Below are 14,949 nucleotides of genomic sequence, written 5' to 3'. Positions count from 1 at the left end.
ATGCGGGGTTCAATTTCGAAGGCCGCCGTCGCGGGTGTTCTTGCCGGCGCGGCGTTGAGTTCACAAGCTGCACAGCAATGCGAATGGCCGGCGTATCGGTTGTTCGTCGAGCGCGTCGTGCAGGCCGATGGCAGAGTCGTCGACCATTCCACCGACGCGCAGCAGACCACCTCAGAAGGCCAGTCCTACGCCCTCTTCTTCGCGCTGGTCGCCAACGACCGCGCGACTTTCGACCGTCTGCTCGACTGGACGCGCGCCAATCTGGCCGGCAATCAGTTCGATGCGAACAACGTGCGTCTGCCTTCGTGGCAATGGGGCAAGAAGCCGGACGGCAGCTATGGCGTGATGGACCCGAACTCTGCATCGGATTCGGACTTGTGGATTGCATACGACTTGCTGCAAGCCGGACGGCTGTGGAAGGAGCCGGCTTATACGAAGCTCGGCCAGGCGCTCGCGGCGCAGATCGCCAAGCAGGAAGTGGTCGATCTGCCGGGCCTCGGGCCGATGCTGCTGCCCGGTCCGCAAGGCTTTCGCACAGGCGATGTCACGCGTCTGAACCCGAGCTATCTGCCGCTGCCGCTCCTGCGCGCATTGGCTCGCGACATGCCCGACGGCCCGTGGGCGAAGCTCGCGCAAAGCGCCGCGCGCATGATCAAGATCACCGCGCCGCGCGGCTATGCGCCCGACTGGGCGGCGTATCAAACAAGTCAGAACGGCCAGTTCGTGGTCGATCCGAAAAGCGGCGATACCGGCAGCTACGACGCGATCCGCGTCTATCTTTGGGCCGGCATGACGGCAGCGGGCGATCCGCTCGCGAAGCCCTGGCTCGACGCGCTCGGCGGCATGCGCCAGAGCGTGGCGCAGACGGGATTTCCGCCGGAGAAGGTTTCTTCGACGACCGGTACGGCCAGCGGCGAAGGCCCGCTCTCGTATTGGGGCGCGCTCGCGCCATACTTCAAGGCGCTGAACGACCAGCACGGCCTGGGCCTCGCGCGCACGCATCTCGAAGCACTCGTCGCGCCGCCGGGCGCGGGCCGCGAACCGGTGTATTACGACCGCGTGCTCGGTCTCTTCGGTGGCGGCTTCGTCGAAGGCCGCTATCGCTTCGACGAATCCGGCCGTCTCGTGCCGAACTGGAGAAGCGCATGCTGATGCGGGCCAGACAACGTACCTTGGCCATCCGCATCGCGGCATTGTTCGCGGCGGCGGCGCCGGCCATCGCCATCGCGCAGACGAGTGCCGATCCGCTCAACGTGTTGATCGACCAGGGCAAATACTGGCAGTCGCACAAGCGCGGCGACCTCGCGGAGCAGGCGTGGCAGAAGGTGCTGCGCCTCGACCCGAAGCAGCCCGATGCGCTCTTCGGCATGGGCATGGTGCTCGCCGATCGCAAGGACGGTAGCGGCGCGCAGCAATATCTCGCGCAACTGCGTCAGGTCGCGCCGAACTATCCGAACATCGACGATCTGGGGCGGCGTCTCGGCGAAACCAGCGCGCGCGATCAGACCGTCAACGACGCGCGCCGTCTCGCGCAAAGCGGACAGAGCGCGTCGGCGGTGCAGGAATACAAGCGTGCCATCGGAGGCAAGCCCGCGACGCCCGAACTTCAGCTCGAGTATTACCAGGCGCTCGCCGCGACGCCGCAAGGCTGGGACGAAGCGCGACGCGGCCTCGAACAGCTCGCGCGCCAGAACGCCGACGATCCGCGCTACACCCTCGCCTATGCGCAGCTTCTGACGTATCGCGATTCGACGCGGCGCGATGGCATCGCCCGGCTGGCGGCGTTGTCGAACGACAGCACGGTCGGCGCGCAGGCGAAGAAGAGCTGGCGGCAGGCGCTGCTGTGGCTCGGCGCGCGCGCATCGGACGCACCGCTGTTTCAGGCGTATCTGCAAGGTTCGCCCGACGATGCCGCCGTCAAGGCGCGTTTCGATTCGATGGTGCTGCAGGACAAGGAAGCACGCGAACGCGCGCAGGCGGGCGCAGTCGTCGATGCACGCGGTCGCACTGTCGCAGAAGGTTTCGCTGCCGTGGATCGCGGCGATCTGGCCGCGGCGCAGGCGCGCTTCTCGTCGGTGCTCGCAAGCGATCAGAACGATGCTGACGCGCTCGGCGGCCTCGGCGTCATCGCGCTGAAACAGGAGCGTTTCGCGGAAGCGCGCAGCTATCTCGAACGCGCGTCGCGGGCCGGCAATCCGGCGCGCTGGAAGGACGCGCTGACGAGCGCGACGTACTGGACCTATACGAGCGATGCCATCGGCGCACGCAGCAACGGCGAGATCGCGAAGGCCAAAGCGCTCTTCGAACGCGCCATCGCGACGAGTCCCGCCGATGTCACCGCGCAGACGCTGCTCGGCGAAATGCTGCTCGCGAATGGCGATCCGAAGGGCGCGGAAGCGGCGTATCGCATGGCGTTGCGGCGTCAGGCGGACAATCCCGATGCCATTCGCGGACTCGTCGGCGCGCTCGCGGCGCAGGGGCGCGGCGATGAAGCGCTCGAATTCGCCAACAAGCTGAACTCGGAGCAACAGGCGAAAGCCGGCGGCATCAACAAGCTGCGTGGCGATGCGCAAGCCGCGCAGGCACGCGCCGCCGAAGCACGCGGCGATCTGGGTACGGCGCGCAGTCTCTTCGAGGACGCGCTGCTCAATAGCCCCGACGATCCGTGGCTACGGCTCGACCTCGCGCGCATTTACGTGCGTCAGGGCGCGGTCGGCAATGCGCGCAGCATGATGGACGGCTTGCTCGCGGCGCACCCCGACATGACCGACGCGCTCTACGCGAGCGCCCTTCTGTCCGCCGAAACACAGGACTGGTCGACGGGTCTATCGCAACTGGACCGGATTCCCGCCGCGCAGCGCACGCCGGCGATGGGCGCGTTGCAGCATCGTCTGTGGGTGCATCAGCAGACGGAACTCGCGACGCGCGCCGCCGCGGCCGGTCAGCGCCAGCAGGCCTATGCGATTCTGCGTCGCGCCGAGCCGCTTGCTGCCGGCAACGCGGAACTGACGGGCGCGGTGGCGTCGGCGTATCTGAAAGCGGGCGATGCATCGCGCGCACTCGCGCTCACGCGCGGCGCGATCGCCAATTCGCCGAACGATCCCGGTCTCTTGCTGCAATACGCGGGCATTCTCTCGCAGACCCAGCAGGACGCCGAACTCGGTTCCGTGATGCGCCGGCTGCAGTCGATGCCGCTCACCGCGCAGCAACGCGCCGACTTCAACAATCTGAACGTCGGAATCGTGATCGCGCGGGCGGACAACGTGCGCCAGAGCGGCAATCTCGCGGCGGCTTACGACGTGATCGCACCTTGGCTCGCCGCGATGCCCGACAACGCCGACTTGCAGGCCGCGCTCGGCCGCATGTACACCTCGGCGGGCGACGACCGCAGCGCGCTCAACTGCTATCGAACTGCGCTCGCGCGCCGTCCGGACGACGTGAATCTGCAAGCCGCCGCGATGTCGGCCGCCACCGGCGTGCGCGATTTCAAGCTGGCGGAGACGCTTGCCAAACAGGCGTACGACACCGCGCCGAACGATCCGGGCGTGCTTGCATCGATCGGGCGGATGTATCGGGCAGAAGGCAAGCTCGATCTCGCCGCGCAGTTCCTGCAGCGCTCGCTGCTTGCGGCCAATACGCCGCTCGCGCCTGCTCCCGGTCAGCCAGCGAGCAACCTGCCGCGCGACTGGCAGACCGCGATGAGCCGTATCGGCACGATGCCGTTGCCGGGCACCAATCCATTCGAAGGCAAGACCGCCGTCGATACGGCGCCGTCCGCGCTTGCCGCCGGATCGAATGCGTTTCCGGGGTATCGCCAGAACATCACACCGACTTATTCGCAGCCCGTGCCGAACTATTTGCCGCCTCCTCAGACCGTGCCTTATTCCGCGCCTTATGTGAGTCCTTATAACGGCGCGCCGGGGGCGCCTGCCAATGTGCCTCGTCCGGTTGCGGGCGGTGGGTATGGCGGCGCGGCGGATGGCTCGGGGGAGTCGGGTGGCGGGGTCGTGCCTGCCAGTGTGCCGCGTCCGGTCGAGGGCGGCTATGGTCCCGACAGTTATGGCTCGGGGCAATCCGGTGCGCCGTTGCAGCCGTACCCGGGACAGGAGCAGGGCGCGGGTGGCGCGCAGCAGGCTTATCCGGGTCAGCAGACTCAGTATGCGCAGCCGGCTTCGTATCCTCAGCAAGCGCAGTACGCGCAACCCGCTTCATATCCGCAACAAGGTCAATACGCGCAGCCCGCGCCGTATCCGCAGCAAGCGCCGATGTATCAAGGCGCGCCGCCTGCCGCTCAGGACGCGTACAACAGTTCGCCCTGGCCGATGTCGCCCGCGGCGCAAGCCGCGCAGTCGGAAGCTTATGCGCCGCAAAGCGCGAGCACTCGGGCGGGTACATCGACGGCGAAGCGCTCGGCATCGCGTAAAGCCGCCAACGCGCCGCAGCAGCAGTACGCGCAGGCGTCGTATGGTCAGCAGGCTTATGCGCAGCAAGGCTATCCGCAGCAGCAATATCAGCCGCCGTATCAGCAAGCGTATCCGCAGCAAGCTTATGCGCAGCAGCAATATCAGCAGCCCTACCCGCAGCAACAGTATCCGCAACAGCAATATCAACAACCCTATCCACCGCAATACGCCCAGCAACAGTACGTGCCGCAACCACCCGCCGGTTACGCGCAGCCGTATTATCCGCAAGCCGCGCAAGCCGGGCAGCGCGCCGCGTCCGCCGCCACCATGAACACAGGCGGCATGCCCGCGCCCGTCGCGAATCCGCAGACGGCAGGCGTCGCCGATGAACTCGCGCAGATCGAGCGGGAACAGGCCAGCACGGTGTCGGGCGGGATCATCTTCCGCAATCGCAACGGCGAAGACGGTCTCTCGAACCTCACCGATATCGAAGCGCCCATCGAAGGCCGCATCAAGGCCGGCAACGGCCACGTGATCGTGCGGGCGACGCCCGTCACGCTCGACGCCGGCACCGCCAGCAGCGAGCAGAACACGCTCGCGCGCTTCGGCTCCGGCATCAACGCGATCGCTCCGGCCGCCGGCAACCAGTACGGCTCTCAGACGGCGACCGGCGTGGGACTCGCGGTCGGTTACGAGAACCGCAACTTCAAGGGCGACGTCGGCACGACGCCGCTCGGCTTTCGCGAGACCAACGTCGTCGGCGGTTTGCAGTATCAGAACGCCATCACCGATAAAGTCTCGTACTCGCTCGCCGTCGCACGACGCGCGGTCACGGACAGCCTGCTGTCCTATGCCGGCGCGCGCGATCAGCTTGCGGGCGCGACCTGGGGCGGCGTGACATCGAGCGGTGCGCGCGGCGACCTCGCCTGGGACGACGGCACGAGCGGTGTCTATGTCAACGCGATGTACCAGTTCCTCGACGGCAAGAACGTCGCCACGAACAACGCGGTCAAGGGCGGCGGCGGTGTGTACACGCGCATCATCAAGGACGCGGATCAGGCGCTGACCATCGGCGCGAATACCACCTTGATGCACTACGACAAAAACCTTTCGTACTTCACCTACGGACAAGGCGGCTACTTCAGTCCGCAGCAGTACGTCATTCTCAACTTTCCGGTCGAATACATGGGCCGCACCGGGCTTTTCACATACGACCTGAAGGGCTCGATCGGCGTGCAGCATTATCGGCAGGACGCGTCGAACTACTTCCCGACGGAGCCGAATTATCAGGCGGCGTTCGCGGCGGCCAACCTTGCACCGGATGCCGGCGCGGTCTATCCGAGTCAGAGCAAGACGGGCGTGTCCTACTCGCTCAACGCGACGGGCGAATACCAGCTTGCGCCGCAACTCGCCATCGGCGCGACGGCTTCGTTCGGCAACGCGTATCAGTATCGCGAATGGCTCGCTGCCGTGTACGTTCGATACAGCTTCACGCGGCAAACCAGCGTGCAGCCGCTCTTCCCGCCGCAGGCTTTCAGCTCGCCGTATTTGTCGTTCGCGAATTGATGCGGACTCGACGCCATGCGCCGATACGTTGCGGTGCATGGCGCATCGAAATTGCATGACGCTGCCTCACATCGTTGCTCCTCCTGGAACCCGCCGCGCGCTTTGCTGCACTGCGTGACAGACATGTCTGACGATGCGCGAGAGAAAGCGCACAATGTCGGGACTTCGCGCTCAAGGCCGCGAGGAGGAGGAGCAACATGACCGCCATCACCTGGGTTCTGGCCGCCGATGACAGCCGTGCCCGGATCTTCGAAACCAGAGGGCTTAAGCTTGACCTCAGGCAAATCGAGGAGCTTCGTAACCCGGCGCCCCGCGCCCCGCAGTCCAATGAACGCGACCGGCAATTCGCCCGAACCGTTGCCGAAATGCTCGAACGCAGCCGTGTGAATCATCGCTTCGATCGCTTGCGGCTGGCAGTGGAACCGCGTTTTCTCGGCACCTTGCGTGAGTATCTGAGCATCGAGATTCAAAAGCTCGTCCATGAAGATGCCAGCGAAGACTCAGCCGGCATGAGCGCGCGCCGCCCCTTCTGACGGCGCGCGCTCATGCCGACATCTGTGAACAAATGTTGAAAGTCCTTACAACGGCATACTAAGGGTCAACGAAAGACCCAAGCGCACGTTGATTCCGCAACGCGAGCCATCCGGCTTGCGGTCATGGAATCAGGAGCGCTTTAAATGAAGAAGATTTTCGCCGCGATCGTCATGGCTTCGCTGTCGCTGAGCGCGTTCGCCGCGCACGACAAGCACGACAAGCACGACAAGCATGAAAAGCACGAGTACCGTCACGAAGAGCGTCACGACGAACGCCGTCCGGACGCACGCCGTCGGGACGAGCTTCACGCCGACAACCGCGGCATGGAGCAGAATCGCGACCACGAGCACGCGCCGATGCAAGCACCGGAACACGGCGCTTTCCCGCACTAAGCCGTAACGGCAAGAAGTCGCGCCTGAGTTTCCGGCGCGGCTCAATGAACCTCTGCATTGCCAGCGCCACGCTCGCCACGATCACGGCTCGCGTACCCCGCGCATGCGCCGACCGAAGCGAAGATGCCCGCCTTGTCGGACAGACGCACCAGTTCCGCGAGCGAATGCGCTTCCATCTTTTCCATCACACGTGCGCGATGCACCTTCACGGTCTTTTCGACGGTGCCAAGTTCACTCGCCACCTGCTTATTTAGCCAGCCGTTCACCACGAGTATCAGCACTTCGCGTTCGCGCGGCGTGAGTCGTTCGATACGGCGTTGAATTCCGGCCATTTCATCGCGGCTGGCTAGCGCCGCGGCCGAACGAAGCAGCGCGGCATCGATTGCATTGAGCAAGGCCGTATCGCCAACGGGCTTTGACAGAAAATCCGTCGCGCCCGCTTTCATGGCGCTCACCGTCATCGGAATATCGCCGTGACCGGTGATGAAGATGATTGGCAAGGTCTCGCTCGTGTTGCATAACGCGCGTTGCAAGTCGAGTCCGCTCACGCCCGGCAACTGCACATCGAGCACGAGACAGGCGGGGTCCGCGCGCTTGCGCGCACGATCGAGAAACGCTTGCGCCGACGCAAACGCCTCCACGCGATAACCCGCCGCGCCCACTAGACGCTCGAGCGCGCGGCGCACGGAAGCATCGTCGTCGACGATGAAGACTTCGCTCATGGCGCGGTCCTTACGTGATCCCAATCGGCAACCTGAAATGAAACGCCGCCCCATGTCCGCTGTTGCTCTCCGCCCAGATGCGCCCGCCGTGCATCTCCACGATAGTGCGGCTGATGGAAAGCCCAAGCCCGAGACCATCGCGCTTCGACGTATGAAACGGCTTGAAGAGTTCGTCCGTGAAAGCAGCGGGCAAGCCCTCGCCTTCATCACGCACGGTGACTTGCAGCCACGCATCGCCATCACGCGCAGCCGATACGGTCACGACGCGCTTGCCGGTGCAATCGTTCATCGCGTCGAAGGCGTTCAGCAGCAGGTTCAGCACAACCTGTTGCAGCTGAATCTTGTCGCCGTGGATCTGCGGCAAGTCGGGCGCCAATTCGAGCACGACGCGAATGCCGCGCACGATGGCGTCGCTATGCACGAGCAACGCGACATCGCCGATCACGCCAGCCATCGACAAGGGCGCGACTTCCAGCTCGCCCTTTTTCACGAGCGCGCGAATGCGTCGCAAAATCTCGCTCGCACGATTGTTGTCGGCGACGAGATCGCGCAGAATCTCGCGCATTTCGTCGAGGTCGATCGGCTCGCGGCTCATGAAGCGCTGCGCCGCCTGCGCGTTGCTGAGTATGGCTGTGAGCGGCTGATTCAATTCATGCGCGAGCGATGCTGCAAGTTCGCCGAGCATCGACACGCGCGTCATATGCGCGAGTTCCTGGCGATTGCGCTGCAGCTCGTAACGGTCCGTGCGGTCGATGACCACCGCAAGCGTGAGGCAGGCGTCGCTGCCGTGCATCGCGTTGAGGGCGACATCGGCCAGAAACTGCGTGCCGTCCTTGCGGCGTGCGAAGAGTTGCGCGACGGTCGTGCCGATATCGCCAGGCTGCTGCGGGCTCGCCATCTGCAAGCCGGGCACGACGAGCTCCGCGAGTTCGCCGATCAGCTCGCAGCGCGCATAACCGAGCAGCTTTTCGGCGCTGCCGTTCACGAACTCGATACAGCCATCGGCTTGCAGAATCAGGATCGCGAGCGGAAGGCATTCGAGCGTATCGCGCAAGGACGAATTGGGTTCGATGCTCGCGGGCACTGCAATGGCTTGCGATGCGGCACCATGCGCATGCCGCTTGAACGGCGGCACGGAGAACAGCGAGCTGAAACGAAGCGAGAGCGACGCGCGCGCCACCCGAATGTCCCGCGCCGGCGCGCGCTTGCCGAAGGGCGCGAGCGTCAGTCCCATCAACGCGGCCGCGAAGGCCGCTGTGGCGTGCACGATAGCCATGACCCCGTGCTCCTGTCAGTCCGTCGCCCTTTACAAACGCGGCGGCGTGAAATGGCATGCAGGACGTAGGCGATGCCCCGGCAGTTGCCAAGCGCGTCGCTACTTTCTTCTCTTGCCGATCAAGGTCGCAGCGCCAACCCGCCATCTGCAAGGCGCAGCGCGAATGTTGCGTTCACCGAAAACCTCGATCGTCAAGGCTTCGTCCAAGCAATACCACAACCGCACCGCGCGGGCACGTCCCGTGCGTTCGAGATGCGTTAAAAACGAATCAACGAACGCAACCATCAGGCAAACGCCATGAAGAACCCTTTTCTGAGCATGTGGTTGTCCGGCGCCAATACCGTGGCCGGATCGGTGCGCGGCCACGCAACGGCGGCCGCCAGGCGACAGACGAAAACGGCGACGCGCCGCAGCCAGAAGCAAGTAGCCGACTTCTGGACCGCCGCGCTCACGCCACCGAAAGCCACCAGGAAAAAGCGCCGCTGATTCAGGCGCGTTCGAGCACCGCCATTTCGCGCACCACGACGAGCAGCATCGACAGACTCGTGCCGCCGCTCGCTCGAAGCTCGGTGAGCAAGCGCGTGTAGCGGTCGAGCGCCGCCTCGCGTTTGGCGCGCCAACTCTCCACGATCACATCCGGATTGTCGATGCCTCTCGACTGTTCGAGCGCACTCACCGTCAGCGCACGCTTGAGCCGGCCGAGCTCTTCGAGCGCGGCGGCGCGGGCCAACAAGTCCCAGTGCGTGGTGATGGGCAAAGCCATCGCGCGCTCGGCGATACCGCGATAATCCAGCAACGTGCCGATGCCGAAGTAGACGCTCGCCACGATTTCGAGACCACGCTCCGAGCAGGCGGCCACTTCCGCGCTATCGAGCACCGCCGTGGCAATCTCGCCACTCGCGACACGTGCGGCGAGACTGCTTTCCACGCCGGCGTCTTCGAGTTCACGACGGCGCGCGTACCAGGCATCGAGTTGCGTGGCCGGCAAGAGCGCGGGCAGTTGCGGCGCGAGCCTATGCGCGGCTTCACGGCAACGCGCGAGCACGCCCGCCGCATCGCTCGGACTTTGTTCGAGCGTTCGCAGAAACCAGAGTGCGGTGTCGTCGAGCAGACGCACGACATCGACGAACATGCGTGCCTGCACTTCATCCGCGACGAGATTGTCCAGTCCGTCGATATTGCGCCACAAGTCATCGAGGCTGAAGACGTCGCGCGCCATCAATGCGGCGCGCACGATATCGCTCGGCCGCGCATCGGTTTCCTCCATCAGCCGATGCACGAACGTGCAACCCGTGCGATTCACGAGCACGTTGGTCAGATGCGTGGCGAGAATCTCGCGCTTGAGCGGATGATGCTGCATGGTCGCGCTAAAACGGCGCTGCAGCGGCTTCGGAAAATACGCGGGCAGCAGATCGGCGACGAGCGGATCTTCCGGTACGTCGGATTCGAGCAATTCGTCGTAGAGCCACATCTTGCCGTAGGCAAGCAGCACGGCGCGCTCGGGCGATGTCAGTCCTAACCTTGCAGCGGCGCGCTCGGCGATTTCGTCGTCGGATGGCAGGAACTCGATCTTGCGCTTGAGCCGGCCCGCGCGTTCGAGATAACGCATCATGCGCGCCTCGGCATCGAGGGTCTCAGCGACGTGACGGTTAGCAATCGACAACGCCTGCGTCTGCGCGTAGTTGTCTTTCAACACGAGCAGGCCCACTTCGTCCGTCATTTCCGCGAGCAGCACGTTGCGCTGCTTCTCGGTCATCTCGCCGTCCGCGACCACGAGGCCGAGCAAAATCTTGATGTTGACTTCGTGATCCGAGCAGTCGACACCCGCCGAATTGTCGATGGCATCCGTATTGATGCGTCCGCCCTGTTGCGCGAACTCGATGCGCCCCAGTTGCGTGAAGCCCAAATTGCCGCCTTCGGCGACAACCTTGCAGCGCAGTTCCGCACCGTTCACGCGCACGGCGTCGTTGGTGCGATCGCCGACTTGCGCGTTGGTCTCGATACTCGATTTCACGTACGTACCGACGCCGCCGTTGTAGAGCAGATCGGCTTCGGCGAGCAGAATCGCGCGGATCAGCTCGACGGGCGCAAGACTCGATGCCGTGATGCCCAGCACCTTCTGCACTTGCGGCGACACGGGAATGGTCTTCGCCGTGCGCGCATGGATGCCGCCGCCCGCCGAAATCAACGCGGTGTCGTAATCGGCCCAGCTCGAACGCGGCAACGCAAAGAGACGCTGACGTTCCTCGAAGCTCGTGGCCGCATCCGGATTCGGATCGAGGAACACATGCCGATGATCGAACGCCGCGATCAGGCGGATATGCCGCGACAGCAACATGCCGTTGCCAAACACATCGCCCGACATGTCGCCGACGCCGACCACGGTGAAGTCGGTGGTCTGCGTATCGAAGTTCATCTCGCGGAAATGCCGCTTGACCGACTCCCACGCGCCACGCGCCGTAATGCCCATCTTCTTGTGATCGTAGCCAACCGAGCCGCCCGAGGCGAAGGCATCGTCGAGCCAGAAGCCGTATTCATGCGCAATGGCGTTCGCATAATCGGAGAAGGTGGCCGTGCCTTTGTCCGCCGCGACGACGAGATAGGGATCGTCGGGATCGTGGCGCACGACATCGGGCGGCGGCACGATGCCATCGGGCTTGCGGTTGTCGGTGACATCGAGCAGGCCGCGCAGGAACATCTGATAGCACGCGACGCCTTCCGCGAGAAACGCTTCGCGGTCGGTGAGCGGCGGCGGATTCTTCACGACGAAACCGCCCTTTGAACCGACCGGCACGATCACCACGTTCTTCACCATCTGCGCCTTCATGAGGCCAAGCACCTCGGTGCGGAAGTCTTCGCGCCGGTCCGACCAGCGCAAGCCGCCGCGCGCCACGCGGCCGCCGCGCAGATGCACGCCTTCCACGCGCGGCGCGTAGACCCAAATCTCGAACATCGGCTTGGGTTCGGGCAGACCCGGCACTTTCGAAGGATCGAGCTTGAACGACAGATAAGGACGCGGTTCGCCGTTCGGCTCGCGGCGGAAATGATTCGTGCGCACGGTCGCCGTGATGACGCCGAGGAACTGCCGCAGAATGCGGTCTTCATCGAGATTCGGCACCTTGTCGAGGGCCGCCTCGATATCGGCGAGCACGCGCTCGACGTGCGGTTCGCGCTCTTCGGCCGAACCGCCGCGTGCGGGATCGAAACGCACCATGAAAAGTTCGAGCAGCTTCGTCGCGATCTTCGGATTGCCGGTGAGCGCGCGTTCGATATACGCGTCGCTGAAATTCGAGCCGACCTGCCGCAGATACTTCGCATACGCGCGCATGATGGTCACGTCGCGTGCGCCGAACTGCGCGCGCAGTACGAGGCGATTGAAGTCGTCGCTCTCGGTTTCGCCCGTCCAGACGCTCGCGAACGCGTTTTCGAAGAGCGGCTTCACGCGGTCGATATCGAACTCCACGTCGTCCTGCAATTCGAGACCGAAATCGTGAATCCACGCGGTAGGCGCGCCGTTCGGCTCGATCAGATACGGCCGCTCCTCGTCCACGCGCACGCCGAGATGTTCGAGCATCGGCAAGCTTGCGGACAGCGCGATCGGCTCGCCCACGCGATACACCTTGAAGCGAAACGCGCGCCGTCCCGGTTCTATGGCCGCTTCGATCGGCCGATAAAGACTCATTGCGAGACCGCCGGGGCGCGAATGCGTCGCCTCGATCAGTTCGATGTCGCGCACCGCCGTGCGTGCCGGATAATCCTCGCGATAACCGGCGGGAAACGAATCCGCATAACGGCGCAACAGCCGGTTGCCCTCTTCCTCGCCGTGACTGTCGATGAGCGCATCGGCGAGATCGTCCTGCCAGCGGCGCGCGACTTGCACGACGCGCGCTTCGAGTTCGCGCGTATCGACTTCGGGCATTGCGCCACGATCCGCGCGCACGACGATATGAATCCGCGCCAGCGGCGACTCCGACAACAGCGGCGTGAACTCGATGCTCTTGCCGTTGAACGCCGCCATCAGCACTTTGGAAATGCGGCGGCGCAGGTCGGTGTTGAACTTGTCGCGCGGCACGAACACGAGACACGACACGAAGCGGTCGAAGCGATCGCGCCGAACGAACAGACGCGTGCGCTGATGTTCCTGCAGACGCAGCACGCCGAGCGCGATGTCGAAGAGCACGTCTTCATCGGCCTGGAAAAGTTCGTCGCGCGGATATTGTTCGAGCACGGAGATGAGCGACTTCGCGAGATGCCCTTTTTCGAGGAAGCCCGCGCGCCGCACGATGTTCGCGCACTTGCGCCTCACGATAGGAATCTCGGAGGTCGGCACGAGATAAGCCGTCGATGTGTAAAGCCCGAGAAAGCGCCGTTCGCCCGTGACCTTGCCGTCGGGCGAGATGCGCTTCACGCCGACGTAATCCAGATAGCCCGGCCGATGCACCGTGGCACGCGAATTCGCCTTGGTCAGAAAGATCGGCGCCGCGCCTTCGACGATCGCGGCCGCGCCCGGTGGCAGCGGCGTGAGATCGCCGCCCGCCGGCTCGCGCAGAATGCCCGCTCCCGAACCCGGCACGCCGCGTAGCGCGAGACCGTCTTCGTGCTCGACGAGGTCGTAATCGCGGCAGCCGAGGAACGTGAAGTGATCGGCCACCATCCATTCGAGAAAGGCGCGCGCTTCGAGACCGTCGGCAGACGTATCGCGCGCTTTCAGATCGGAGATGGACGCGCGCGCCGCATCGACCACTTTTGGCCAGTCCTCGACCGCCTCGCGCACGTCGCCGAGCACGCGCGCAATGCTCTCGCGCACTTCTTCGAGCCGCTCGCCTTCGCTGCAGCGGTCCACTTCGAAATGAATGAACGATTCGAGCGACGAGCGGCCATCGCCTGCATCGGCGTGACCTTGTCCTATACGCACGATGTCGCCGGCGTGCGGCCCGGCATCCGCGCGCCACACGCGAAACACCGGATGAATGGCCGAATGCAGCGCAAGACCGAGACGGTTCAGCTCCATGGTCACGGAATCGACGAGGAAAGGCATGTCGTCGTTGACGATCTCGACCACCGTATGGTCGGAATGCCAGCCGTGCTGTTCGAGATTGGGGTTGTAGACGCGCAGGACCTCGCGCCCGCCCGCGAACTGCTGCGCCGTTTGCCAGTGCGCCATGGCCGCGCCGTAGAGATCGGCGATATCGCGGCTCGCGATATCCTCGATATCCACCTGGTCGTAGTAATGACGCAGGAAAGGCTCGATGAGCTGGAAGGCGGCGTCAGGCAGACGCCCGTGTGCGAATTCGAGCAGATCCTTGATGAGATGTTCGACCTGCGCTTCGTTCCTGACCAGCATGGTGCCCTCCTCAGTCTTTTCGAGTCTGTCGGATGCTCTGCAGGATTATGCGCCCCGTCGTGCGGAAGCCTTGGATGGACCATGTGCGGATGCACAATGCGCGAGCGCTCGTCAGGGCACCTTATTCCGTCACGATGACGAACGCGCGACAGCCCGAAGACGGGCTGCTCAGTAACCCAACGCGCCGTTGCCGCCGGGAAAGTCGATGGTGCCGGAGTCGGAGAAACGCGTGCCGCCGAATGGACCGCCCGCGAGCTTGCCGCGCGCGACGTAGGAGACCTTGCTGACCGAGTCGCCGGATGCATAGCCGAGCGCCTGACGCGCCACCGATACCGCCGACACCGTCACCGGCACCGACACCACGACTTCGCCGAAGCGCGGCACCGTGCCGCTTTGCGGACTGACGCCGCTTGCGAAGGAACGGCCGTTGACATCGAGATCGAGCGCGACGCCGTCGAAGTTCACGGCGGTATCGTTCGGATTCTGCACGCGCAGCTTCACGGCGAAGCGCATTTCGAGCCCCTGCCCTTCGAGCGGTTCGATGCCCGCGACGCTCACGCGCATGCTGTCGCGGTTGAGCAGACTCGCGCACCCGGAGAAGGCGAACAGCATCACGAGAGCGGTGATCAGGAAAAGGAAACGGCTTCGCGCGTGATTCGGTTGCATCGGCAAGGGCTCCTGTTGCGAGAGATTAGGCAACGGACATTCTAAC

At 64.4% G+C, this 14,949-nt stretch carries 9 protein-coding genes; 5 read left to right on the top strand and 4 right to left on the bottom strand.

The features are described 5' to 3' along the window. From bcsZ to NCR40_RS15580, 4 genes are all read left to right on the top strand, one after another. Complete coding sequence (gene bcsZ, locus NCR40_RS15595) at window positions 1-1,152, top strand: cellulose synthase complex periplasmic endoglucanase BcsZ (RefSeq protein ID WP_244828587.1); 1,152 nt, start codon at window positions 1-3, stop codon at window positions 1,150-1,152. Next, entirely contained in the window at window positions 1,152-5,969 is a 4,818-nt protein-coding gene (locus tag NCR40_RS15590; protein WP_502800999.1) for a cellulose synthase subunit BcsC-related outer membrane protein, read from the top strand. Before bcsZ ends, NCR40_RS15590 begins: the two co-directional genes overlap by 1 nt. Window positions 5,970-6,166: 197 nt before the next feature. Beyond that, window positions 6,167-6,502, top strand: coding sequence for a host attachment protein (locus tag NCR40_RS15585; protein ID WP_244828591.1), 336 nt, complete (start codon window positions 6,167-6,169; stop codon window positions 6,500-6,502). Between the two features lie 144 nt (window positions 6,503-6,646). Beyond that, entirely contained in the window at window positions 6,647-6,895 is a 249-nt protein-coding gene (locus NCR40_RS15580) for a hypothetical protein (protein ID WP_250509902.1), read from the top strand. A 41-nt stretch (window positions 6,896-6,936) separates the two neighbouring features. Here NCR40_RS15580 and NCR40_RS15575 read toward each other — a convergent pair whose 3' ends face one another. Together NCR40_RS15575 and NCR40_RS15570 are read right to left on the bottom strand one after the other, a co-directional pair. Further along, window positions 6,937-7,617, bottom strand: a complete 681-nt coding sequence (locus NCR40_RS15575; protein WP_250509901.1) for a response regulator transcription factor — start codon at window positions 7,615-7,617, stop codon at window positions 6,937-6,939. 10 nt (window positions 7,618-7,627) lie between these two features. Further along, complete coding sequence (locus NCR40_RS15570; protein WP_250509900.1) at window positions 7,628-8,893, bottom strand: PAS domain-containing sensor histidine kinase; 1,266 nt, start codon at window positions 8,891-8,893, stop codon at window positions 7,628-7,630. Between the two features lie 297 nt (window positions 8,894-9,190). On the opposite strand from NCR40_RS15570, the gene NCR40_RS15565 reads away from it, so the two are divergent. Beyond that, a complete protein-coding gene (locus tag NCR40_RS15565; protein WP_250509899.1) occupies window positions 9,191-9,379 on the top strand; it encodes a hypothetical protein in 189 nt (62 codons plus the stop codon). A gap of 1 nt (window position 9,380) precedes the next feature. Here NCR40_RS15565 and NCR40_RS15560 read toward each other — a convergent pair whose 3' ends face one another. Beyond that, entirely contained in the window at window positions 9,381-14,237 is a 4,857-nt protein-coding gene (locus NCR40_RS15560) for an NAD-glutamate dehydrogenase (protein WP_250509898.1), read from the bottom strand. A gap of 168 nt (window positions 14,238-14,405) precedes the next feature. Next, window positions 14,406-14,903, bottom strand: a complete 498-nt coding sequence (locus NCR40_RS15555; RefSeq protein WP_250509897.1) for an LEA/WHy family protein — start codon at window positions 14,901-14,903, stop codon at window positions 14,406-14,408. Between the last annotated feature and the right edge of the window lie 46 nt (window positions 14,904-14,949).

The sequence above is a fragment of the Caballeronia sp. GACF4 genome (assembly GCF_023631025.1).
GTDB lineage: Bacteria > Pseudomonadota > Gammaproteobacteria > Burkholderiales > Burkholderiaceae > Caballeronia.
The sequence above is the reverse complement of the archived record's forward strand: the minus strand, read 5'-3'. Positions and strand labels throughout refer to the sequence as shown.